The 19,932-nt window shown below is 68.7% G+C and carries 18 protein-coding genes; 9 read left to right on the top strand and 9 right to left on the bottom strand.

Annotated elements, in window-relative coordinates:
* The first annotated feature begins 3 nt into the window (after nucleotides 1-3).
* The 3 genes from C5F75_RS30125 (at nucleotide 4) to C5F75_RS30115 (ending at nucleotide 2,591) form a co-directional block, all read left to right on the top strand.
* Nucleotides 4-810, top strand: coding sequence for a DinB family protein (locus C5F75_RS30125; protein ID WP_104013189.1), 807 nt, complete (start codon nucleotides 4-6; stop codon nucleotides 808-810).
* Nucleotides 807-1,547, top strand: a complete 741-nt coding sequence (locus C5F75_RS30120) for an alpha/beta fold hydrolase (RefSeq protein ID WP_104013188.1) — start codon at nucleotides 807-809, stop codon at nucleotides 1,545-1,547. Before C5F75_RS30125 ends, C5F75_RS30120 begins: the two co-directional genes overlap by 4 nt.
* 108 nt (nucleotides 1,548-1,655) lie before the next feature.
* Complete coding sequence (locus C5F75_RS30115) at nucleotides 1,656-2,591, top strand: alpha/beta hydrolase (RefSeq protein WP_226094016.1); 936 nt, start codon at nucleotides 1,656-1,658, stop codon at nucleotides 2,589-2,591.
* Nucleotides 2,592-2,697: 106 nt separating this feature from the next.
* Here the strand turns inward: C5F75_RS30115 and C5F75_RS30110 are convergent, their stop codons facing one another.
* A complete protein-coding gene (locus C5F75_RS30110) occupies nucleotides 2,698-2,928 on the bottom strand; it encodes a hypothetical protein (RefSeq protein ID WP_059583251.1) in 231 nt (76 codons plus the stop codon).
* Between the two features lie 207 nt (nucleotides 2,929-3,135).
* Nucleotides 3,136-4,035 carry a hypothetical protein gene (locus C5F75_RS30105; protein WP_060011993.1) on the bottom strand — a complete coding sequence of 300 codons (900 nt, stop codon included), beginning with the start codon at nucleotides 4,033-4,035 and terminating at the stop codon, nucleotides 3,136-3,138.
* Between the two features lie 78 nt (nucleotides 4,036-4,113).
* On the opposite strand from C5F75_RS30105, the gene C5F75_RS30100 reads away from it, so the two are divergent.
* Nucleotides 4,114-4,452, top strand: a complete 339-nt coding sequence (locus C5F75_RS30100; RefSeq protein ID WP_012339501.1) for a helix-turn-helix domain-containing protein — start codon at nucleotides 4,114-4,116, stop codon at nucleotides 4,450-4,452.
* A gap of 152 nt (nucleotides 4,453-4,604) precedes the next feature.
* Here the strand turns inward: C5F75_RS30100 and pqqE are convergent, their stop codons facing one another.
* From pqqE to C5F75_RS30065, 6 genes are all read right to left on the bottom strand, one after another.
* Entirely contained in the window at nucleotides 4,605-5,744 is a 1,140-nt protein-coding gene (gene pqqE / locus C5F75_RS30095) for a pyrroloquinoline quinone biosynthesis protein PqqE (protein WP_104013187.1), read from the bottom strand.
* Between the two features lies 1 nt (nucleotide 5,745).
* Nucleotides 5,746-6,027, bottom strand: coding sequence for a pyrroloquinoline quinone biosynthesis peptide chaperone PqqD (gene pqqD / locus C5F75_RS30090; protein ID WP_006480620.1), 282 nt, complete (start codon nucleotides 6,025-6,027; stop codon nucleotides 5,746-5,748).
* Entirely contained in the window at nucleotides 6,024-6,743 is a 720-nt protein-coding gene (gene pqqC, locus C5F75_RS30085) for a pyrroloquinoline-quinone synthase PqqC (RefSeq protein WP_059583257.1), read from the bottom strand. The genes pqqD and pqqC overlap by 4 nt, the downstream gene beginning before the upstream one ends.
* 2 nt (nucleotides 6,744-6,745) lie before the next feature.
* Entirely contained in the window at nucleotides 6,746-7,669 is a 924-nt protein-coding gene (gene pqqB / locus C5F75_RS30080; RefSeq protein ID WP_059583258.1) for a pyrroloquinoline quinone biosynthesis protein PqqB, read from the bottom strand.
* Nucleotides 7,670-7,730: 61 nt separating this feature from the next.
* A complete protein-coding gene (pqqA, locus tag C5F75_RS30075) occupies nucleotides 7,731-7,805 on the bottom strand; it encodes a pyrroloquinoline quinone precursor peptide PqqA (protein ID WP_006485436.1) in 75 nt (24 codons plus the stop codon).
* 340 nt (nucleotides 7,806-8,145) lie between these two features.
* Complete coding sequence (locus C5F75_RS30065; RefSeq protein ID WP_104013186.1) at nucleotides 8,146-10,194, bottom strand: sigma-54-dependent Fis family transcriptional regulator; 2,049 nt, start codon at nucleotides 10,192-10,194, stop codon at nucleotides 8,146-8,148.
* Between the two features lie 308 nt (nucleotides 10,195-10,502).
* Here C5F75_RS30065 and C5F75_RS30060 point away from each other — a divergent pair, with 308 nt between their 5' ends.
* Complete coding sequence (locus C5F75_RS30060; protein WP_060011997.1) at nucleotides 10,503-11,519, top strand: alpha/beta fold hydrolase; 1,017 nt, start codon at nucleotides 10,503-10,505, stop codon at nucleotides 11,517-11,519.
* A gap of 38 nt (nucleotides 11,520-11,557) precedes the next feature.
* Here the strand turns inward: C5F75_RS30060 and C5F75_RS30055 are convergent, their stop codons facing one another.
* Nucleotides 11,558-13,879 (bottom strand): TonB-dependent receptor, encoded by a 2,322-nt coding sequence (locus C5F75_RS30055; protein ID WP_104013185.1) that lies wholly within the window; start codon nucleotides 13,877-13,879, stop codon nucleotides 11,558-11,560.
* A gap of 432 nt (nucleotides 13,880-14,311) precedes the next feature.
* On the opposite strand from C5F75_RS30055, the gene C5F75_RS30050 reads away from it, so the two are divergent.
* The 4 genes from C5F75_RS30050 to C5F75_RS30035 all read left to right on the top strand — a co-directional run bounded on the left by C5F75_RS30050 (nucleotide 14,312) and on the right by C5F75_RS30035 (nucleotide 19,593).
* Nucleotides 14,312-16,033 (top strand): methanol/ethanol family PQQ-dependent dehydrogenase, encoded by a 1,722-nt coding sequence (locus C5F75_RS30050; RefSeq protein WP_104013184.1) that lies wholly within the window; start codon nucleotides 14,312-14,314, stop codon nucleotides 16,031-16,033.
* An 80-nt stretch (nucleotides 16,034-16,113) separates the two neighbouring features.
* Nucleotides 16,114-17,316 (top strand): c-type cytochrome, encoded by a 1,203-nt coding sequence (locus C5F75_RS30045; RefSeq protein WP_104013183.1) that lies wholly within the window; start codon nucleotides 16,114-16,116, stop codon nucleotides 17,314-17,316.
* A gap of 98 nt (nucleotides 17,317-17,414) precedes the next feature.
* Nucleotides 17,415-17,729 (top strand): high-potential iron-sulfur protein, encoded by a 315-nt coding sequence (locus C5F75_RS30040; protein ID WP_059583268.1) that lies wholly within the window; start codon nucleotides 17,415-17,417, stop codon nucleotides 17,727-17,729.
* Complete coding sequence (locus C5F75_RS30035; protein WP_104013182.1) at nucleotides 17,713-19,593, top strand: sigma-70 family RNA polymerase sigma factor; 1,881 nt, start codon at nucleotides 17,713-17,715, stop codon at nucleotides 19,591-19,593. The genes C5F75_RS30040 and C5F75_RS30035 overlap by 17 nt, the downstream gene beginning before the upstream one ends.
* Nucleotides 19,594-19,932: the final 339 nt, after the last annotated feature.

Here is a 19,932-nt window from a genome sequence, read left to right as displayed (position 1 = left end):
GACATGCATTCCCGTTTCGACCGTTTCCGCTTGACCGCACTCGGCGCGCAGCTCGAAGCGCTGATCGAGCAGCCCGAACGCTATCTCGAGTTCGCGGCGCTGTCGCGCGTCGGCGTCGCCGCGATCGGCGCGATCCAGGACGAGATCGCGCGCAAATTCCCCGAAGTCGAAGCCGACACGACGGCCCGCCAGTTCTGCGGCGCGATGGTCGCCGACGTCATGCGTCGCCGCGGCCATGAGGTCGTGCAGGCGCGCGGGCGGCTCGGCGGTGCGCTGTTCAGTTATGGCGCGGTGTTCAGCGCGCACCCGCAACGGCTGCCGTTCGCCGACGTCGTCGCCGCGCTGGCCCGCATGCCGGCCCGGCTGGCCGCCTGCGCGGCGCATGTGCCGGCGGCGCTGGCCACCCGCCGCCCGGCCGGCACCGGCTTCTCGCTCGTCGAACATGCGTGCCATCTGCGCGATCTCGATGCGGTGTTCGCCGCGCGTATCGACGCCGTACGCACGGCCGAGCTTCCCGCGATCGAATCCGTCGACGGCACCGCGCTGGCCGCGCAACGCGACTATCTCGCGCAGCCGCTCGATCTCGCCGTCGCGGCGTTCCGCAGCGGCCGTGCCGCGCTGTGCGTCGCCGCGGCCGCGCTGGAACCGTCGCAACTCGCGCGCTGCGGGCTGCGCGACGGCATCCGCCGCATGTCGCTCGACGAACTCGTGCGCGAGTTGCTCGACCACGACCGCACGCACATGCTCGAACTCGACGAACTGCTCGCCGAGCTCGAATTGCCGCCCCTGCCTTCAGCACACGGCGCATGATCACGCCTACGCCCGTCGTCTTCATTCACGGCTTCATCGGCACGTTCGACGTGCGCGGCTGGAGCGGCCCGCACCTCTGCCCCGACCTGCTCGGCTACGGCGCGCATCGCACCACGCCGCCCGACGCGATCTCGCTTGCCGCGCAGGTCGAGCACGTGCGGCACACCGTCGATACGCACTTCGGCATGGAGCCGGTCGACGTCGTCGGCCATTCGGTCGGCGGCGCGATCGCCATGCTGTTCGCGCACGCGCACCCCGAACGCGTGCGGCGCATCGTCAACGTCGAAGGCAATTTCATGCTCGCCGATGCGTTCTGGTCGGCCTCGGTCGGCCGCATGACGCCCGACGAAGCCGATGCGATGCTCGACGGCCTGCGCGCGGCCCCGCTCGACTGGCTGCGCGGCGCGATCGACGACCCGTCGCCGGGCCAGCTCGCCGACGCACGCCGCTGGCTTGCGCATCAGCCGGCATCGACGCTGCGCGCGATGGGCCGATCGGTGGTCGAGACGACGGGCGCGGCGGGCTACCTGCCGGCGCTCGCGCAGGTGTTCGAGCGTCATCCCGTCTGGCTGATCGCCGGCGAACGCTCGCGCGCGGGCTGGCACGTGCCCGCCCACGCGCTCGCCCGCTGCGCCGGCTTCGACACCATCGCCGGCTGCGGGCACCTGATCGCGGCCGAGCGGCCTGACGCGTTTCGCGCCGCCATCGCACGCATCGTATGCGAGCCGTCCGCCTGACAACCCGTAGGATTCGCCGAAATATGGTTGAAAGGCACGGTTGCTAGAGTCGCCGGAACAGGGTTTTCCCGGCATCCGGCCGGACTGGATCGACACATGCGAGGATCGATGAACCTGGCACGTACCTTCTGGCTGCTCCTGCTGCTCGCCGTCACGAGCCCTGCCTTCGCATTTCATGCGCGGGTCGTCGCGATTCCGAGCGCCGCGATGAGCGAAACGCTGAAGGCCACCATCGTGCTGCCCGACGATTACGCGCGCGACCACCACGGCGAACGCTATCCCGTCGTCTATCTGCTGCACGGCTCGGGCGGCGACCATACCGACTGGACGTCGAACACGCACATCGCCGCGCTCGCCGACCGCTACCGCGTGATTCTCGTGATGCCCGACGGCGGACACGAAAGCTGGTACATCGACAGCCCGTTCGATTCGGGCAGCCGCTACGAAACCTTCGTCGGCGATGAAGTCGTGTCCTATGTCGACCTGCATTTCCGCACGATCGCGGCACAGCACGCACGCGCGATCACCGGGCTCAGCATGGGCGGCTTCGGCGCGCTGCGCATCGCGCTCGACCGGCCCGACACGTTCGGCGCGGTCGGCAGCATCAGCGGCGCGGTCGACCCGCGCTGCTGCGCGAACGAGCCGGGCATCGACCACGTGTTCGGCGATCCCGGCCGCCATCCGTCGTTCTGGAACCGCAACGTGATCGTCGAAAACGCGCGGGCATTCGTGCGCGCGCATCTCGACCTGACGATCGATTGCGGCCGCGACGATGCCTTCGTCGACTCGAACCGCACGCTGCACGAACGGCTCGTCGCGCTCGGCGTGCCGCACGACTATGCGGAGCGCCCGGGCGGCCATACGTGGGATTACTGGGCGAATGCGATCCGCTACCAGATGCGGTTCTTCGCGACCTCGTTCCAGCATCGCGGCTACGCGTCTCGCGCCGCGCCATCCGCGCCGTCCGCACCGGACATGACCCGTGCGGGCCGACGCACGGCAACCGCTCAAGGCGGCTATCCGGCCGAAGGCCGCAAGGCCTGACGTCGAGAATCGAAACGGGGTGACGAACCGGCATGCCGCGCAACGCGCCCGGCAGGAAGATGAACGCGCGTCGCACGACGCGCGAAAAAGAGAAACGACGAAGCCGTCAGTTGCCGTGCGCGGTATCCGCGCCGACGACGCGATCGAAGAATTCCTGTGCACGCGCCAGCTCGTCGAGCGCGCGATCGAGACGCGACATCGCGCGTGCATAGTGGGCCGACGAGCCGTCGTCGTCGCTTTCGCCGCGCACGGCGCGAAACGCCTGATCGACGTTGCGCGTCGCTTCGACGAAGCGTTGTGCGGCCCGCGCTTCCCGCGAACGGATATGGGTCGACATCGACACTCCTCCCTCAGGATTGCAGTGTGAAGCACGCCGACGCCCAGTGTGCGTGGTACGCATGTCGGCGGCGTGAACCACGACCCGTCGCATGTCGACGCATCGGCCGCCGCGCCGCGCGCTTCGTGCCGATTGTCGCGCCGCGCTCGCCGATCCGCTACGGCGAGATTGCAACAAATTCTTGCGCGAACGGCTTCGCGTGGGTCGTCACGCGCGCCCGATGCGCGGATGCGCCAGCCCCGCGAACGCGGCCGCCTCGCCCGGCGACAGGTCGAACAGATCGCCGGTAAGATCGCGCGGATGCTCGACCGCCGGCCGGTGGCGCATGCGCGCGACATGCGTGGGCGCCACATACGCGGCCGCCGTTTCGAGCGGCGGCACGTCGAACAGATCGCGCGTGACGCCGCGCACGGCGTCCGTCGGCGAACGGCCGCGCAAGCGCGCGACCAGCTCGACGAAGCGATCGAAATCGCCCGCGCGCGTGGCCTTGTTCACTTCCGCGAGATCGCGCGCCTTCAGCACGCACGGCTGCGCCAGCCGCACGAAATACGGCGCTTCGAGCTCGACCGACAGCGCGAGCGGATAGCTCTTGCCCGTCTGTTCCTTCGCACGCCCGACGCAGTCGACCACGGCCGCCCCCTGTGCGGCGCCCAGCGGCTTGCCGGTGCTCACGCTGCGCAGGTGATCGGGAAACACGCGCAACTGCGTGCCGACCGTCAGCGCCGTGGACGACGCGCACACGAGCGCGTAGTGCTGCTCACGACGCCGGCCGGACGGCAGCGTCGAGCGGCTGGCGATGAACGTATGCGGCGGCAACGGCCGCACCTGCCCGCCTGCGTCGACCCACGCATTCCACAGCAATGCGTCCTTGCGCTCGCCCGCGCGCGGACGCGACGCGACCGGCGAGAACAGTGCGAGCAGCGAACCGGTGCGATGCGCGGCGACTTGCGCGCTGTTGCCGAGCGGCTGGTTGATGCCCCACAGAAAACGCCCGCCTCCGAGCCGGCGCTCCCATTCCTTGCGGAGTACGACGGTCGGCAGCTCCTCGCCGGACTCGGTGCCGATCTTGGTCCAGCAGAACGTGGGAGGGAGGTGTTTCAGTGTCATCAACTTTCTCGGGATACAGCCTCGCTGCTGACAGCAAGCCCATTCAACAGCCGTAACTGTATAGGTATAATGCATCGCATGGAAGCCCCGGACCAAGATTTTCCCGTTCAAGACCTGTTGCGCCGCCTGATGGCGGATACACGCTCGTCCAGCGAAATCGCGCGGCTTTCCGGGGTCAGCCAGCCTACCGTGTCGCGCCTTCGGTTGTCGAACGGGCGCCGGCTGCGCCGCAGCGCGCCATTCAATAAGCTATGCAGTTTCTATGGTGTCGATACGGAGCCGTCGCGCCGTCGGTACAACGACCTGCTGCGCGACGCGATCGTCGACGCGTGGGACGGGTCGGACGAGCACGGGCGCGCGCTGCTGGTCGTGATTCAGGGGCTGAAGGATTTGCAGGCGAAGGCGGATGACGGGTGATGGCGCGCGCGTGCGCGGCCATTCATCGAGATTGAATGCGGTGGGTACGCGCGCCCGCATCGGCGGCGGCGGTGCGCCGTTTTCTCCCCGCGCGGCGCGGCGGCGCGCGAGCACCGCGTCGCGCGCCGCTGCCTTCGTCCTGACCGCGCGCCTCAGCGCTCGCACGCCGCGTCGCATTGCGCGAGCGAATTCTCCTTGCTGCGAAACACCAACGGCTGTTCGGCGATCGGCGCGCGACGTCGCGCGAACTGCACGGCCTGTTCGACCTGGCCGTGATGGGTGGACTTCGCGCACACCGGATCGGCCTCCTTCGGATCGCCGGCCAGCAGGTAGGCCTGACACCGGCAGCCGCCGTGATCCGTATGCCGCTCGTCGCACGTGCGGCACGGCTCGCGCATCCAGTCGTCGCCGCGAAACGCGTTAAACGCGTCGCTGTCGTACCAGATTTCCCGCAGCGACCGGTCGCGCACGTTCGGCAACGCGAGCCCCGGCAGCGACCGCGCGGCATGGCACGGCAGCGCGGTGCCGTCCGGCGCGACACCGAGAAACACCGAGCCCCAGCCGTTCATGCACGCTTTCGGGCGGCGCTCGAAATAGTCGGGCACGACGAACAGGATCTTGCAGCGCTCGCCGATCAGCTTGCGATAGCGGTTGACCGTGTCCTCGGCCTCGCGCACCTGCTCGACGGTCGGCATCAGTTGATCGCGATTGAGCATAGCCCAGCCGTAATACTGCGTGTTCGCGAGCTCCAGGTAATCGGCGCCGAGATCGAGCGCCATCTCGATGATCTGCCCCACGTGCGGCAGGTTGTAGCGATGCAGCACGCAGTTGAGCACCATCGGGTAGCCGTGCGCCTTGATCAGCCGCGCCACGTCGCGTTTCAGTTCGAACGTACGCGTGCTGGTCAGGAAGTCGTTCAGCTCGCGCGTCGAATCCTGCAGCGACAACTGAATATGATCGAGCCCGGCGGCCTTGAGCCGCTCGATGCGCGCGACGTTCAGCCCGATGCCCGACGTGATCAGGTTCGTATAGAAGCCGAGCCCGCGCGCATGCGCGACGAGCGTCTCGAGGTCGCCGCGCTGCAGCGGCTCGCCGCCCGAGAAGCCGATTTGCGCGGCGCCGAGCGCGCGCGCGTCGCTGATGACCGTGCGCCACGCGTCGGTGTCCAGTTCCGCGCCGTGCGTCGCGAAATCGACCGGGTTGTAGCAGAACGCGCAATGCAGCGGGCAGCGGTACGTGAGTTCCGCGAGCAGCCACAGCGGCGCGGACGGACGGGAAGTGTCGGGCGCCATGTCAGTCGAGCCAGCCGCGCAGTCGCGCATGATCGAGAAAGCGGTAGACGTCGGTCGCGAGATCGGATTGCATGAACAGGCGCTCGAGCTCGCCGATGATGTCGTCCAGTTCGCGCGTGCCGTCGCAGCGCGCGAGTATCTCCCCCGCGCTCGGATTGAGCTTGACCATGCCCTCCGGATAGAGGAGCACGTACGCATCCTGGGCCGCCTCCCATTGGAGGCGGTACATGCCCCTGAGGCAGGGGCGCAGCGGCACGCCGCTGGCGGCTTCGATCGCGTTCATAGCGGATAGGCCTTTTCGACGGCGTCGAGCATCGACCACAGGATGTCGAGCTTGAATTGCAGGATGCCGAGCGCGCGCTGCTGCGCGTCCGGTGTCGTGAAATGCTCCAACGTGACCGCGAGCCCGTGCTCGACGTCGCGCTGCGCGAGCGGCACGCGGCTGCGGAAATAATGCAGCCCGGCCGGCTCGATCCACGGGTAATGCGACGGCCAGCCCGCGAGCCGGTCGAGATGGATCTGCGGCGCGAACATCTCGGTCAGCGACGAGCACACGGCTTCCTGCCACGGCGCGCGCCGCGCGAAGTTCACGTACGCATCCACCGCGAAACGCACGCCGGGCAGCACGTGTTCGAGCGACCATAGCTCGTCGCGCGTCAGACCGCATGCCTCGCCGAGCCGCACCCACGCCTCGATGCCGCCTTCGTTGTCGCCCTGCCCGTCGTGGTCGATCAGCCGCTGGATCCAGCGGCGCCGCGTCTCGCGGTCGGGACAGTTCGACAGGATCGCCGCATCCTTGAGCGGAATGCAGATCTGGTAATAGAAGCGGTTCGCGACCCAGCCGCGGATCTGCGTGGGCGAACAGGCGCCGCTGTTGAGCCGCCGGTTGAACGGGTGATGGATGTGATAGCGCGATTCGAGCGCACGCAGGCGCGCCTCGAATTCGGTCGCGGTCCAGGGCGTCGCGTGCAACGCCGTAGCGGGGATCGGTGCGTTCATCGTCAGACCTGGAATTGCATGCCGTCGTGCGCGACGTCGATGCCGTGCGCGCGCAGGTGCGCATGCTCGACGGAATGCGGATCGAGAATCGGGTTCGTGTTGTTGATGTGCGTGAGCACCTTGCGCGTGCGCGCGGGCAGCCGGTCGAGCCAGTCGATCATGCCGGGCCGCCCGTGTTCCGCGCACTGCGCGAGATGCCCCATGTCGGCCGCGTGCTTGCCCGACAGGCCAAGATCGATCATCTCGGTCCCGGTCCAGAACGTGCCGTCCACCAGCACGAGATCGGCGCCGTCCATGGCCGCGCGCACGTCGTCGGTGACCGACGCGAGCCCCGGCGCATAGAACGCGCGCCGCCCGCTCGCGACGTCCTCGATCGACAGCGCGATGTTGTCGCCGGGCGCGGCCGACGCACGCCGCGGCGAATAAGGCGGCGGCTTGCTGTCGACGGCGATCGCGGTGAAACGGATCCCGCGCGCCGCGGGCACTTCGAATGGCTCGCCGGGCACGATCGTGTGCGCGGCGACGCCGCAGTAATGGCCGAGCAGGGGCACGAGCGGCAAGCCGGTCGACAGGTCGTCGAGCACCGGCGCGCTCGCGTACAGCGGCAGCGGCGTCGAGCGCTCGCGCAGCATCAGCAGGCCCGTCACGTGATCGATCTGCGCGTCGCACAGCACGACGGCGGCGATGCCGCTGTCGCGGATCGCGCGCGCCGGTTGCAGGTCCGGATCCGCGCGCAACTGCGAAAGAATGTCGGGCGACGCATTGACGAGAACCCAGTCGATGCCGTCTTCGCTGACCGCGATCGACGATTGCGTGCGCGGCACCACATGGCCGCTTCCGCTACGCGCACGGCGGCAGTTCGCGCAATTGCAGTTCCATTGCGGCAGGCCGCCGCCGGCTCCCGAGCCGAGTATCTTGATCTTCATGGGCGTCAGCTCCCGAGGCCGCCCGCGCCGACCACGGCGAAACGGGCGGCACGCGCGGCGATCAGCGGTTGGCGATGTACATCGTGATTTCGAAGCCGAAGCGCAGGTCGGTGTATGACGGTGTCGTCCACTGCATGGTGTGTCTCCTGTTGAGTTGATGAATCGATGAGTCGATGTGTTGCTGCGTGAGTCGAACAACCGCGGTGATCGAGCGGTCGCTTCCTCTTCAGCAAGGAGCGTGCCGATGCGTTGCCTTCACCGCCACGCACCGGCATACGGCCGTCATCCGGGCATCGGGACGCAATCCTTACGAATGGCCGACACGATTCGCGCGAATGCGCCCGGCCGGCCGGACGGCGCGAGGCGCCCGGGCGGTGACAGGTGTTGAATCGTTGAACACCGGTGTTGCAACTTGACACACCGGCTGTGACACGTTGCGCACCCGGCGCACCGGCCGGTGCGCCGTGGCTCGCGTATCAGCTTTCGTCAGACGGGTGCCGCGCCGCGTCGGCCGCGGGCATCTTCCGGTAGATCGTGTTGCGCGACACGCCGAGCGCGCGCGCGGCGGCGGACACATTGCCGCCGTGACGGGCCAGCGCGGCCGCGATCGCGGATGCCGCGACATCCTGCAGACGCGTGTCGGCGGGCGGGAAGGCGTCCACGCCGCAGGGCCCGCCTCCCGCCGCGGCAGGCCGGGCGGGCGCGGCGGGCGACGCGCACGCCTCGGAGACGACCTGCACATCGCCGCGCCGCAGGTCGTCGAAGAAGTCGTCCGGCAGGTGCTCGCGCCGGATTTCGCCGTCGTCGTCGACCATCGCGGCCGCCGTGCGCAGCAGGTTGCCGAGCTGGCGGAAGTTGCCCGGCCACGTGCAGCGCACGAACAGCTCCATCACGTCCGGCGCGACCGACAGCGGCGGCCGGCCCGGGCCCGCGAACGCTTCGCGCTGCAGCATCTTCTGCACGACGACCGCGAGATCCGTGCGGTCGCGCAACGGCGGCAGGCGCACCACGAGGCCGTTCAGCCGGTAGTAGAGATCCTCGCGGAAACGGTTCTGCGCGATCATGTCGCGCAAATCGCGATGCGTCGCGCAGATGATCGCGATGTCCACGGGGATCGTCTTCGTCGAGCCGAGCGGGTTGACGAGACGCTCCTGCAGCACGCGCAGCAGCCGCACTTGCAGCGGATACGGCATGTCGCCGATCTCGTCGAGGAACAGCGTGCCGCCGTTCGCCTGCAGCAGCTTGCCGATCGCCCCCTTGCGGCGCGCGCCGGTAAACGCGCCCTCCTCGTAGCCGAACAGTTCGGACTCGATCAGCGTCTCCGGAATCGACGCGCAGTTGACCGCGACGAACGGCGCGTCGCGGCGCGGCGAGTCGTTGTGGATCGCCTGCGCGAGCAGTTCCTTGCCGGTGCCGGTCTCGCCCGTGATCAGGATCGGGATGTCCTTGCCGATCACCTTGCGCACCTTCGCGATCACGCTGGCGACCTGCGCGTCGCCGGTGTCGAGATAGTTGAGCCGCGACAGGCCGGCCGACGTGCCCGCCGCCGGCGCGGGCGCCGCGTTCGCGCGCGCGGCCGGCGCCCCCGCATCGTGGACGTCCGTCGGCCGGCTGCCTTCGGCGAGCGTCGCGCGGCGAAAGTGCACGCGCGCGCACACCACCGCGCCGTTGCCGAGATTGAGCATCAGGTGCCGGTCGGTGCTCGCGCGCATGCGGTCGATCAGTTGCGCACTGGTGATGTCGAACAGCGACGACAGCGTGTGCGCGCGCAGCGCGGCGAGCGGCATGCCGAGCTGGAACTGCGCGCTGCGATTGGCCGACAGGAAGCGGCCGTCGGCGGTGAACGCGACGATCCCCTCCATCAGCGTGCCGAGAAATTCGGGGCGGCCATGGAACGACACCTGCAGCGTTTCCTGAAAGGTCGTCGTAAACAGGTGATTCTCGATCATCTGCACCGACATCTTCGCGAGCGCCATCGTGTGCTGGTGATAGCTGCGGTGGTCGCCCGTCACGTCGAGCACGCCGATCGCGTCGCCGTACGGATCGAGGATCGGCACGCTCGAACAGGTCAGGAAGCGGTTCGCGGCCAGGAAGTGCTGGTCGCCGTGGACGACCATCGGGCACAGCTCGGCCAGCGCCGTGCCGATCGCGTTGGTGCCCTGCCGGTTCTCCGCCCAGTTCGCGCCCGGGCGCAGCGCGACCTTCTCCGCGCGGCGCAGGAAATCGTCGTCGCCGATCGAATGCAGGATCAGCCCTTCCGCGTCGGTCAGCACGATCATGCTCTGCGTATTGACGATCTGCTCGTGCAGCGTTTCCATCACCGGCATCGCGTGCACGCACAGCACCCGGCTCTGCTCGCGCTTGAGCACCAGCGCCGCGTTCGACAGCACGTCGTAATCGGGGCGTGCCGATACCTGCAGGCCGAACGTCTCCGAGCGCTCATGGGCCTTCTGGATCGACGGTGCGGGCCAGCCAGCGGGATGCGCGGCCCGTGTCCCGGCCGCCTGCTCTACGTCATCGCGCATTGTCTCCTCCGGGGGATCCTTCCGGTCAACTGCCGGACTCTTTGCCGTCATTGCAAGCAAGCATCGGGCCACGCTGGCGCCGCGCAACCCGATCGAAAGGAGGATGTAATGAATCGCCCGGGCGCGGTGGCGCGCGTCGCGTCGCGCGACGGCCTGTCTGCGTGATACCGCGATTTCCCGGCGCGTGACTACCCGTGCGAATCCGGATCTTCGCGGCTGGCGCGCTTCTCGCTTTGTCGCAGGGCAGGCCGGGCGACCGTCCGGCCGCCGACGATTACGCCTCCCGATTCCGCCCGAACCCTATCGACATGACGCGTCGCCCGATTCGATCCACGCCGCCGCCCGCCATGCGGGTCTTGCCCGACACGCCGGCGCCGCCGCCCACGCCCGTTCGCCGACGCCTGCGCCGCGATGCGCAATCGATCGCCTTCACCGTGGCCGGCGCCGCGCGCGGCCATCCGGTCGTCGTGCTGCACGGCGGCCCCGGCAGCGGCAGCCAGGCCGGCATCCTGCGGCTGTTCGACCTTACCCGCGTGCGCGTCGTGCTCGTCGACCAGCGCGGCGCGGGCGCGTCGACACCGCGCGGCGGCACGCGTCACAACGACACCGCGCGGCTGATCGCGGATCTCGAGGCGGTGCGCGAACAGCTCGGCGTGACACGCTGGGGCGTCGTCGGCGGATCGTGGGGCGCCGCGCTCGCACTCGCGTATGCGGGCACGCATCCGGAACGGGTGACGGGCGTCGTGCTGCGCGGCCTGTTCCTGACGTCGCGCCGCGAAGTCCGCGGGCTCTTCATGACGTCCCGCACGCGTGCCCCGCGCGAATGGCGGCGCCTCAATGCAGCGGCCGGGGGTGGCCGGCCGGATCGCCTGCTGTCGCGCTGCGCGCAGCGATTGCGCCACGGCGCGAGCGCGGCCCGGCAGCGCGCGGTGGCGCTCGCGTGGCACGCATACGAAAGCGCGATCCTCGCATCGGCACGCACGCGCCGCTCGCCCATGCGCGCGATCCGTTCGAACGAGACCGTCCGCCGGCTGATCGACAAATACCGGATCCAGGCGCACTACCTGCAACACGATTGCTGGCTCGGCGAGCGCCGCGTGCTCGCGCTCGCGCGACGGGCCGCACGGGCCCACGTGCCGCTGTTCGCCGCGCACGGGATACACGATCCCGTTTGCCCGGTCGGCAACGTCGAGCGCCTCGCGCGAGCCGTGCCCGAAGCGCGAATCGAATGCGTGAAGGCCGGGCATCTGGCAAGCGACCCGGCGCTGGCGCGCAGCATCGCACGCGCGGTGAACGCACTGTTCGCGACAGCGCCGTTCACGTGACGGCCCGCGCGCGTTGGTGCCATGACGCGGCGACACGCTCAATCCCACGCATAACGCGCGCCGACCCACGCGCCGCGCGGTGCGCCCGGCCCGACGAACGGTTCGTTCACCGGGTTGGCGCCGTCAAACGTGTGGTTCGGTCCGTTGAAGAAATTCTGGCCGAGTACGCCGAAGCTCGCGTAGCGCTTGTCGAGCAGGTTCGTCACGCTCGCGAACACCTCGAACCGCTTCGTGACCCGGTAACGCATGTCGAGATCGACGAGCACGTAGCCCGCGATCCTGCCGTTCACGTCGCCATTGTTCTCGTCGCCGCGCGCGTACACGCCGCTGCGCCACGTGACGTTTGTGCCGATGTCCCATGCAGGCGTTGCCGCATAGTCGAGCCGCAACTTCACCGTATGCGCGGGAATGCCGGGGATGCGGTCGCCCGGCTTGACCGTCACGTTGCCGTTCGCGTCGGCCGCCGAATTCGCCGGGCTGTGTTCCGTCCACGACGAACGGTAGGTCGCATCGACATGGCTGTACGACAGCCCGACACCGAGCGAGCCGAGCCGCGTGCGGCCGGCGAGCTCGATACCCTGCCGCCGCGTATCGCCGACGTTGCGGAAATAGCCCTGCGCGCTGGCCGGGCTGCTGATGAACTGGATGTCATCGGTCAATGTCGTGCGATAGGCCGCGGCGCTCCAGGTCGTCGCGGCGCCGATGCGCCCGCGCACGCCGGCCTCGAACGTCCTCGAGATCACGGGTTTGAGCGCCGGGTCGGCGATGAAGTCGTTCGGCAGCGAACACGGCGCCGCCGGGTCCGCGCACGCGAGCTCGATGGCGGTCGGCGAACGCATGCCTTCGTTGTACGTCGCATACGCGGTAAAACCCGGAACCGGGTTCCAGTTGAGCCCGACCGCCGGGTTGAAGCGCGAGAACACATGGTTGCCGTCGAGCAGCGGCTGCACGCCGCTCTCGTCGCCGATCTGCGCTTTCGACCAGTCGTAGCGGCCCGACAGCGTGAGCGTCCAGTGCGGCGTCAGCGACAGCGCGTCGCTCAGGTACACGCCGAAATTCGTGTTGCGCGTCTTGGCGCGCGTCTGCTGCACGAAATCGCCGATGCCGAGCGCCGCGCGCGCATCGGTGAAAGACGCGTCCTGCGACGACGCGACGTAGCTCGAGTTCGCGACATCGGCCGAGACGCCCGCGACCAGCCGGTTCGCCATCCCGCCGAGCTTGCCGAGCAGCGTGAGCTGCACGCTGCCGCCGTAGCTGTCGGTGACGATCGTCGATTGCGCGTTGCTGCCCTGCACCGTGTCGACCGTACCGTCCTCGTCCACCGATCCGTAATCCGTATTGTTGTTGCTGCTCGTGTTCGTGTTGCGCAGGTGCCGGTAGTACGCGTTGCCGCTCAATTCGACGTTTTCCCCGAAGAAGCGGTCGCCCGACAGCGTCAGGTAGCCGGCGCTGTTGCGGTTCCGGTCCGGATACGTATACGCCTGCTTGCGGTTGTCGAGGAACGAGCGCGGGATCGTCTGGGAGCCGGACAGCGTGTTGTCGGCGCCGCCCGCCGCGATCGACAGCGTCGTGTCCGCATCGGTGTAGCGCAGCTTGCCGAACGCCTGCCGCACGCGGCTCGCGTTATGGTCGGCCCAGCCGCCGTCGTTCGCGACGTTCGCGGTCGCGTAGTAGTCGAGGTTCGGGCCGATCGTGCCGCCCTGCTCGACGCTGGCGCTCTTGCGGCCCCACGCACCGCCCGACACCTCCGCTTCGCCGCCCGGGTTCGACCTGCCGTCCTTCGTCGTGATCGCGAGCGCACCGCCGAGCGTGTTGAGCCCGTACACCGGGTTGGAGCCCGGAATCAATTGCACGCGGTCGATCGCCTGCATGGGCAGGATGTCCCAGTTCACGACGTCGCCGAACGGCTCGTTCACGCGCACGCCGTCGACGAACACCGACAGCCCCTGCGGCGTGCCGAGCAGCGGCGACGCGGTGAAGCCGCGATAGTTGACGTCCGTCTGATACGGGTTGCCCTGCGCATCCGAGATCGTCACGCTCGGCAGGTTCGCCGCGAAGAAATCGGCGAGCGTCGCGCGGTGCTGCGCGTCGAGTTCCGCCGCACGCACCGTCTGCACGTTCGCCGGCACCTTCGACAGCGGCGTGCCGATCCCGAGCAGCGGCGTGGTGCCGACGACGACCACCGCGGGCAGCACGACGTCCGGCTCGAGCGCGGCCCCGGCCGCCTGCGGCTGCGCGCTCACGCTGCCGGCCGGCAAGCCGACCAGCGCGAGCGCGCCGAGGGCCGTGCCGACGCATCGCGCACGCCGGCCGCGCCGCGTCGCGGCGTCGCGCGCGGCGGCCTTTGGTCTCCTGATCATCTACGTTGTCTCCGCATTCATGTTCCGCCGGCGCGTGCGAGGCATCGCGCGGCGACGGGTTGTCGCGAAGCCGGCGTGCGAGAACCGTGCCAGCGCCGCGAGCACGCGTGGCGCGCGCTGCGCCGCACATCGCGTCGGTACCCAATGTGGGCGACCGACTCGCCGCTGTTGCGCGGGCTGCGCCACCTGTCATGTTTGGCAACACTTCGCGCGCGACGGTGTACCTGAATGCAACACCTGCGTCGACGCGATAGCGCGAACCGCCCGTGCGTGCTTCCCCTGCGATACGCCGGTATGCCGCGTCATACCGGCATGCGACACCGATGGCATGCGACTTGCGTAACGGACAGTGCACTCGGCCCGGAAACCCCAACCGTGCCGGCGCGACGAATCGTTCGCGGCGGTGCGACCACAATGACTCAGGAGACAACCATGAAGAAACTCTCGGCTTCAGCGAGCCGGCTGGCGACGATCGGCATCGCGGCGGCGGCGGCCGTCGCGCTGAACCCCGGCCTCGTCGAAGCGGCCGCGGACTACCCGGCCGTGACCTACCAGCGCCTGACCGATGCGCACGGCGATCCGGGCTGGCTGACCTACTACCGCACCTACGACGGCCGCTCGCACTCGCCGCTCAAGCAGATCGACACGTCGAACGCGAAGGATCTCAAGCAGGTGTGGGCGTACAAGTTCCCCGCCGACCTGAAGCAGGGCTTCGAGGCCACGCCGATCGTCAACGGCAACTATCTGTTCGTGACGACGCCGAAGGACAACGTCTACGCGTTCGATGCGAAGACCGGCAAGCAGCTGTGGAAATACGAGCCGAAACTCGGCGCGGCCTCGTTCAAGACCGCGTGCTGCGACGTAGTGAACCGCGGCGTCGCGCTGTACGGCAAGAACGTCTATATCGCGATGCTGAACGGCGAAGTCGCGGCGCTCGACGCGCAGACCGGCAATCTCGTGTGGAAGAAGCAGATGTTCGAGCCGGGCCTCGGCTACGCGTTCTCGCTCGCGCCGCTCGCGATCGACGGCGCGATCGTCGTCGGCACGTCCGGCGGCGAATACGGCATTCGCGGCTACATCGCCGCGCTGAATCCGGAGGACGGCTCGCAGGTCTGGAAACGCTACACGATCCCCGCCGCCGGCGAAAAGGGCGCGGAAACCTGGCCCGACGGCATGCAAAGCCATGGCGGCGGCGCCGCGTGGCTCACCGGCACGTACGACGCCGCGTCCCGCACGCTGTACTGGGGCGTCGGCAACCCCGGCCCGTGGCTCGCCGCGCTGCGCCCCGGCGACAACCTGTATTCCGATTCGCTGCTCGCGCTCGATGCGAAGAGCGGCAACCTGAAGTGGCACTACCAGTACACGAACAACGACACGTGGGACTACGACGGCGTGAACGCGGCCGTCCTCGCGGACATCAAGTACAAGGGCAAGGACTACGACGCGATCATCCACGCGGACCGCAACGGCTTCTTCCATGCGATCGACCGCACGACCGGCAAGCTGATCTACGCGACGCCGTTCGTGAAGGCGCTGTCGGTCACCGGCTACACGGCCGACGGCAAGCCGATCCAGGACGCATCGAAGTTCCCGAAGGCCGGCACGACGATCGAGACGTGCCCGAGCTTCCTCGGCGGCAAGAACTGGTGGTCGATCTCGTACGACCAGGAACGCAACATCGCGGTCGTGCCCGCGCTGCATGCGTGCATGAGCCTGACCGGCAAGTCGGTCAGCTACATGGAAGGCCTGCCGTATCTCGGCGAAGGCTTCGAGATCAAGCCCGAACCGGGCAGCGAAGGCTACGGCGAACTGACGGCCATCGACGTGAACACCGGCAAGAAGCTGTGGAGCCACTGGTCGAAGAAGCCGTGGAACGGCGGCGTCGCGACCACGGCGAGCGGCCTCGCGTTCAGCGGCTCGCTCGACGGCCACCTGTACGCGTTGGATACGGCGACCGGCAAGGTGCTGTGGGAAAGCCCGCAACTGGCGAGCGGCATCATTTCCCAACCGTCGGTGTACGAAGTCGACGGCAAGGAATATGTCGCCGTGCTCGCCGGCTATGGCGGCGCGAACCCGATCTGGGGCGGCCCGATGGCCGACATCGCGAAGGACGTTCCGCGCGGCGGCACGCTGTACGTGTTCGCGCTGAACTGAACACGCGCCACGCCCGAGTCGCGCCCGCATGCGCCCGATGCGGGCGCGACGTCCCACCTGCTTCAACCGGACATACGATCATGAATACTCGCCTCACTTCCGTTACCGTCGCCAGTCTGCTCGCCGTGGGCGTGGCGCTGACACCGGCAGCCGCGTCGGCCGGCGTGCGCGTCTGCACGCTGCCCGGCAGCCCGACCACCGCGCTCGACCGCTCCGTTGCGCGCGAAGTGTTCCGCGCCGCGGGCATCGCCGCGACCTTCAACAAACACGGCGTGGACGACAACGGCGACGACGACGGCATCTCCGCCAGCGAGCTGACGAAATCGCTCGAACGCGACTGCGACGTGATCGCCGGCTTCCCGCGTTCGGCGATCGCCGATGCGTCGGGATCCAGGATGACGTTCTCGCAGGGCTATCTGCGCTCCGGCTACGTCAGCGTGTCGCTGCGCGACGCGCCAGCGCCGACCGGCGCCAAGGAAACGATCGCGGCCACGTACGGCAGCCCGTCGCAACTGATCGCCGCGCAGCAGACCAACGCCCGCTTCGACCTCGAGAACACCAGCGAGAAAACGATCGGCGCGCTCGCCGCGGGCCGTGCACAGCGCGCGATCGTCTGGTATCCGAGCGTCGTCGCGTACGAGCGAGCCCATCCGAAACAACGGTTCCAGGTCGCGGCGACGTCGTCGCCGTACTCCGACTGGCAACTGTCGTTCGCGTTCGGGCCGGGCAAGGACGCACTGCAAAAGCGCATCGACGCCACGCTGTCGCAGATGAGCGGCAACGGTCGTCTCGCGTCGCTCACGCGCGGCTGGACGCTGCCCGACGACATCGCGCAAGCCGCCACGCGCGTGCCCGGCCGGTTTCTCGACGGCGCGATCGCGTCCGCACAGCGGCCGGCAAGGAGCGGCTTCATCAAGGTGTCGACGAGCGAAGGCGGCGGCGTCCCGTCGTTCGATCAGGTGCAGGTGCAGCACGGCAAGAAGCTCTACGGCGATGCGTGCGCGAAATGCCACGGCGATCAGCTCGAGGGCAATACCGCGCCCGCGCTGAGCGGAGAATCGTTCGCGCCCGAGGGCAAGTCGCATATCACGGTCGGCGGCATCTTCCTGTACATGTCGAGCAACATGCCGGCCGATCGCCCCGGCAAGATGACCGCACAGGAGTACGAGGACCTGATGGCGTTCCTGCTTTACTCGAACGGCTACGACGCGTCGAAGAGCAAGCTGACCGCCGAGATCGCCAACGCATCGAAGGCGCCGCTCATCGCCGGGCCGCGCAAGTAATCCGCCTGCCCACCTTCGTTTCGATCGACCGCCGCGCCGGGCAGTTTGCCCGGCGCGCGAACCGGACTTTTTCTTTTCATTTCATTCAGGATCCCATCATGATCTCCCGTCATCGCAGAACCTTCTTCGTTCAGGCCGCCGGCCTGTGCGCCGCGCTCGCGGCCGGCCCCCGTGCATTCGCGGCCGCCCCGCCCGTCGACGAAAACGATGCGACGGCGAAGACGCTCGGCTACCGCGCCAAGGCGGCCGCCGTCGACGCAGGCAAGTTCCCGAAGTATCAGGCTGGCCAGACGTGTTCGAACTGCCGCTTCTACAAGGCTGCCGCGGGCGAATCCTTCGGTACGTGCCCGATGTTCGCGGGCAAGACGGTTGCCGCCGAAGGCTGGTGCAACGTCTATGCAAAGCTCGCCTGACGCCGGGCCCGCTCGCGAGCGCGACGGCGTGGCGGGTCGCGGCGCGGCCCCCGATCGCGCCGCGCATCTGCATGCGCTGATCGCGCTGGGCATCGATCGCGGCTACGTGACGCACGGTGAAATCGCCGACGCGCTACCCGACGATGCGGCCGACGGCGCGGATTTCGACGCAGCGGCGTCGATGCTGCGCGAGTTCGGCATCGACGTACGCGAGCATGCCGGCGCGCGCACCGCGTGGACGCTCGACGGCCATTTTTCGCAGGTGACGGAAGTCGCGTCGACGCTGGCCGACGCGTCGACGCCGCTCGCGGCCGACGACCTGCTCGCGGGCCGGACCAACGACCCGGTCCGGCTCTATCTGCGGGAAATGAGCGCGACGCCGTTGCTCGAACGCGACGAGGAAATCGCGCTCGCGCTTCGTCTGGAAAGCGGCCGCGCCACATGCGTCGACGCATTGAGCCACGATCCGGCGGCACTGGCCGTCGTCGCGGCGATCGCGGATGACATCCGCGCCGGCAAGGTGGCGGCGTCGGCTTACGTGACGGGGTTCGCCGGTGAAGCCGAGCCGCCCGCGAATGCGGCGACGATGTCGTCCGACGAGCCGATCATGGCACCGCCCGTGCCCGACGACGACGCCGGTCTTTCCCTCGACAGCCCGGCGTGGCGCGATACGGTCGTCGGGGCGCTCGAGCGTGCCGGTGCGTTGGCATCGGCGATGCAGCACGCATTGCGAGCGGACGGTTTCGAGTCGGCGACTTACCGCGCGCTGCTGCGCGACGCTGGCGCGTTGACCGGCAGCATCCGCTTCACCTCGCGCGCGATCGAACGCATCGGACAGACGAACCGCGAGCGCGCGACGCAAGCGCGCACATTCGAAAAACGGCTCGTCGACACGCTGGCCGCCGCGGGCATACGCGTCGAATCCGCGCGCCACGATCTATTCACGCGGTGCGACGACGTACGCGCGTGGCTACACGCATACAGCGCCGCGCACCCCGATTGCGCGACCGCCCTCGCCCGCCACGCGCCGGCGTTGATCGACGCGCGCACCGCGCTCGCGCGCCTGGCCGCCGAGTCTCCGCTGCCGCTCGACATCGCGATTGCGCTCGATGCGCGGCTCTCGCGTATCGAGCGCGCGATGCAACCTGCGAGAACGAAGCTGTTCCAGAGCAATCTACGGCTCGTCGTGTCGGTCGCCAAGCGCTATGCCGATCGCGGCCTGCCGTTCCCCGATCTGATCCAGGAAGGCAATATCGGCCTGATGAAGGCCGTCGATCGCTACGACCACCGGCGCGGCTTCAAATTCTCGACGTATGCGACATGGTGGATCCGGCAGGCGATCACGCATGCGCTCGCCGATCTGGGGCGCACGATACGCGTACCCGCGCATACCGTCGATACGCTCAACAAGCTGTCGCGGCTCGCGCGAATCCACCGGCAACGGACCGGCGACGTCGCCGACGCGCGGGTGCTCTCCATGCAGATGCGGCTGCCGGTCGACAAGGTGCGCGAGCTGATGAGCATCGTGCGCGAGCCGATCTCCGCCGATTTGCCGGTTTCGCCCGATCACGACCTGACGCTGTGCGACGTCACGATCGACCCCGACGCGCCGACGCCCGAAGAAGCGGCGAGCGCCGGTCAGTTGCGCACGGCGGTCGCCGCGCTGATCGACCGCCTCCCCGCACGCGAAGCGTGGATTCTCCGCCTGAGGTACGGCATCGATGTCGACAACGAGTATTCGCTGCGCGAGATCGGCCGGCAACTGAACCTGTCGGCCGAGCGCGTCCGCCAGCTCGAGGTAGCGGCGCTCGAACGCATCCGGCAATTCCGGCACGCGCCGGCGCTGCGTTCACTGCTCGCCTGACACGGCCTTGCCGGGGCGACCGCCTGCCGGCTCGCCCATCCACTGCTCAGGACTGCAACACGACTTGCTGCATTTCTGAACGCCGCGCCGCCTCGCGCCGTCATTCGCAACACCGCAGGGCCGATCGGATCGGGCGCCACCCGCCCGGCTGCCGCGGCTTGCGCCGCAGTCGCGCCCCGGTCGCGCAACTGGCATGCATGTTGCGTTTTCACGAGCGCAGCAGGAATCACACGAACGCATGGAGACACGCTTGTCCAAGATCGAATCGGTTCTTCACGAAACCCGTCAGTTCGCGCCGCCCGCGGCGCTCGAGAAGACGGCGACCATTTCCGGCATGCC

Source organism: Burkholderia anthinoferrum, assembly GCF_002925705.1.
Lineage (GTDB): Bacteria > Pseudomonadota > Gammaproteobacteria > Burkholderiales > Burkholderiaceae > Burkholderia > Burkholderia semiarida.
The sequence above is the reverse complement of the archived record's forward strand: the minus strand, read 5'-3'. Positions and strand labels throughout refer to the sequence as shown.

What these genes read in the sequence shown, in the direction of transcription:
- C5F75_RS30100 (WP_012339501.1), top strand. Translation starts at nt 4,114, where the DNA reads ATGGAAGCCCCGGACCAAGATTTTCCCGTTCAAGACCTGTTGCGCCGC.
- C5F75_RS30055 (WP_104013185.1), bottom strand. Translation starts at nt 13,879, where the DNA reads ATGATCAGGAGACCAAAGGCCGCCGCGCGCGACGCCGCGACGCGGCGC.
- C5F75_RS30115 (WP_226094016.1), top strand. Translation starts at nt 1,656, where the DNA reads ATGAACCTGGCACGTACCTTCTGGCTGCTCCTGCTGCTCGCCGTCACG.
- pqqD (WP_006480620.1), bottom strand. Translation starts at nt 6,027, where the DNA reads ATGAACGCGATCGAAGCCGCCAGCGGCGTGCCGCTGCGCCCCTGCCTC.
- C5F75_RS30040 (WP_059583268.1), top strand. Translation starts at nt 17,415, where the DNA reads ATGATCTCCCGTCATCGCAGAACCTTCTTCGTTCAGGCCGCCGGCCTG.
- C5F75_RS30050 (WP_104013184.1), top strand. Translation starts at nt 14,312, where the DNA reads ATGAAGAAACTCTCGGCTTCAGCGAGCCGGCTGGCGACGATCGGCATC.
- C5F75_RS30065 (WP_104013186.1), bottom strand. Translation starts at nt 10,194, where the DNA reads ATGCGCGATGACGTAGAGCAGGCGGCCGGGACACGGGCCGCGCATCCC.
- C5F75_RS30120 (WP_104013188.1), top strand. Translation starts at nt 807, where the DNA reads ATGATCACGCCTACGCCCGTCGTCTTCATTCACGGCTTCATCGGCACG.
- C5F75_RS30045 (WP_104013183.1), top strand. Translation starts at nt 16,114, where the DNA reads ATGAATACTCGCCTCACTTCCGTTACCGTCGCCAGTCTGCTCGCCGTG.
- C5F75_RS30035 (WP_104013182.1), top strand. Translation starts at nt 17,713, where the DNA reads ATGCAAAGCTCGCCTGACGCCGGGCCCGCTCGCGAGCGCGACGGCGTG.
- C5F75_RS30125 (WP_104013189.1), top strand. Translation starts at nt 4, where the DNA reads ATGCATTCCCGTTTCGACCGTTTCCGCTTGACCGCACTCGGCGCGCAG.
- pqqE (WP_104013187.1), bottom strand. Translation starts at nt 5,744, where the DNA reads ATGGCGCCCGACACTTCCCGTCCGTCCGCGCCGCTGTGGCTGCTCGCG.
- C5F75_RS30110 (WP_059583251.1), bottom strand. Translation starts at nt 2,928, where the DNA reads ATGTCGACCCATATCCGTTCGCGGGAAGCGCGGGCCGCACAACGCTTC.
- C5F75_RS30060 (WP_060011997.1), top strand. Translation starts at nt 10,503, where the DNA reads ATGACGCGTCGCCCGATTCGATCCACGCCGCCGCCCGCCATGCGGGTC.
- pqqB (WP_059583258.1), bottom strand. Translation starts at nt 7,669, where the DNA reads ATGAAGATCAAGATACTCGGCTCGGGAGCCGGCGGCGGCCTGCCGCAA.
- C5F75_RS30105 (WP_060011993.1), bottom strand. Translation starts at nt 4,035, where the DNA reads ATGACACTGAAACACCTCCCTCCCACGTTCTGCTGGACCAAGATCGGC.
- pqqC (WP_059583257.1), bottom strand. Translation starts at nt 6,743, where the DNA reads ATGAACGCACCGATCCCCGCTACGGCGTTGCACGCGACGCCCTGGACC.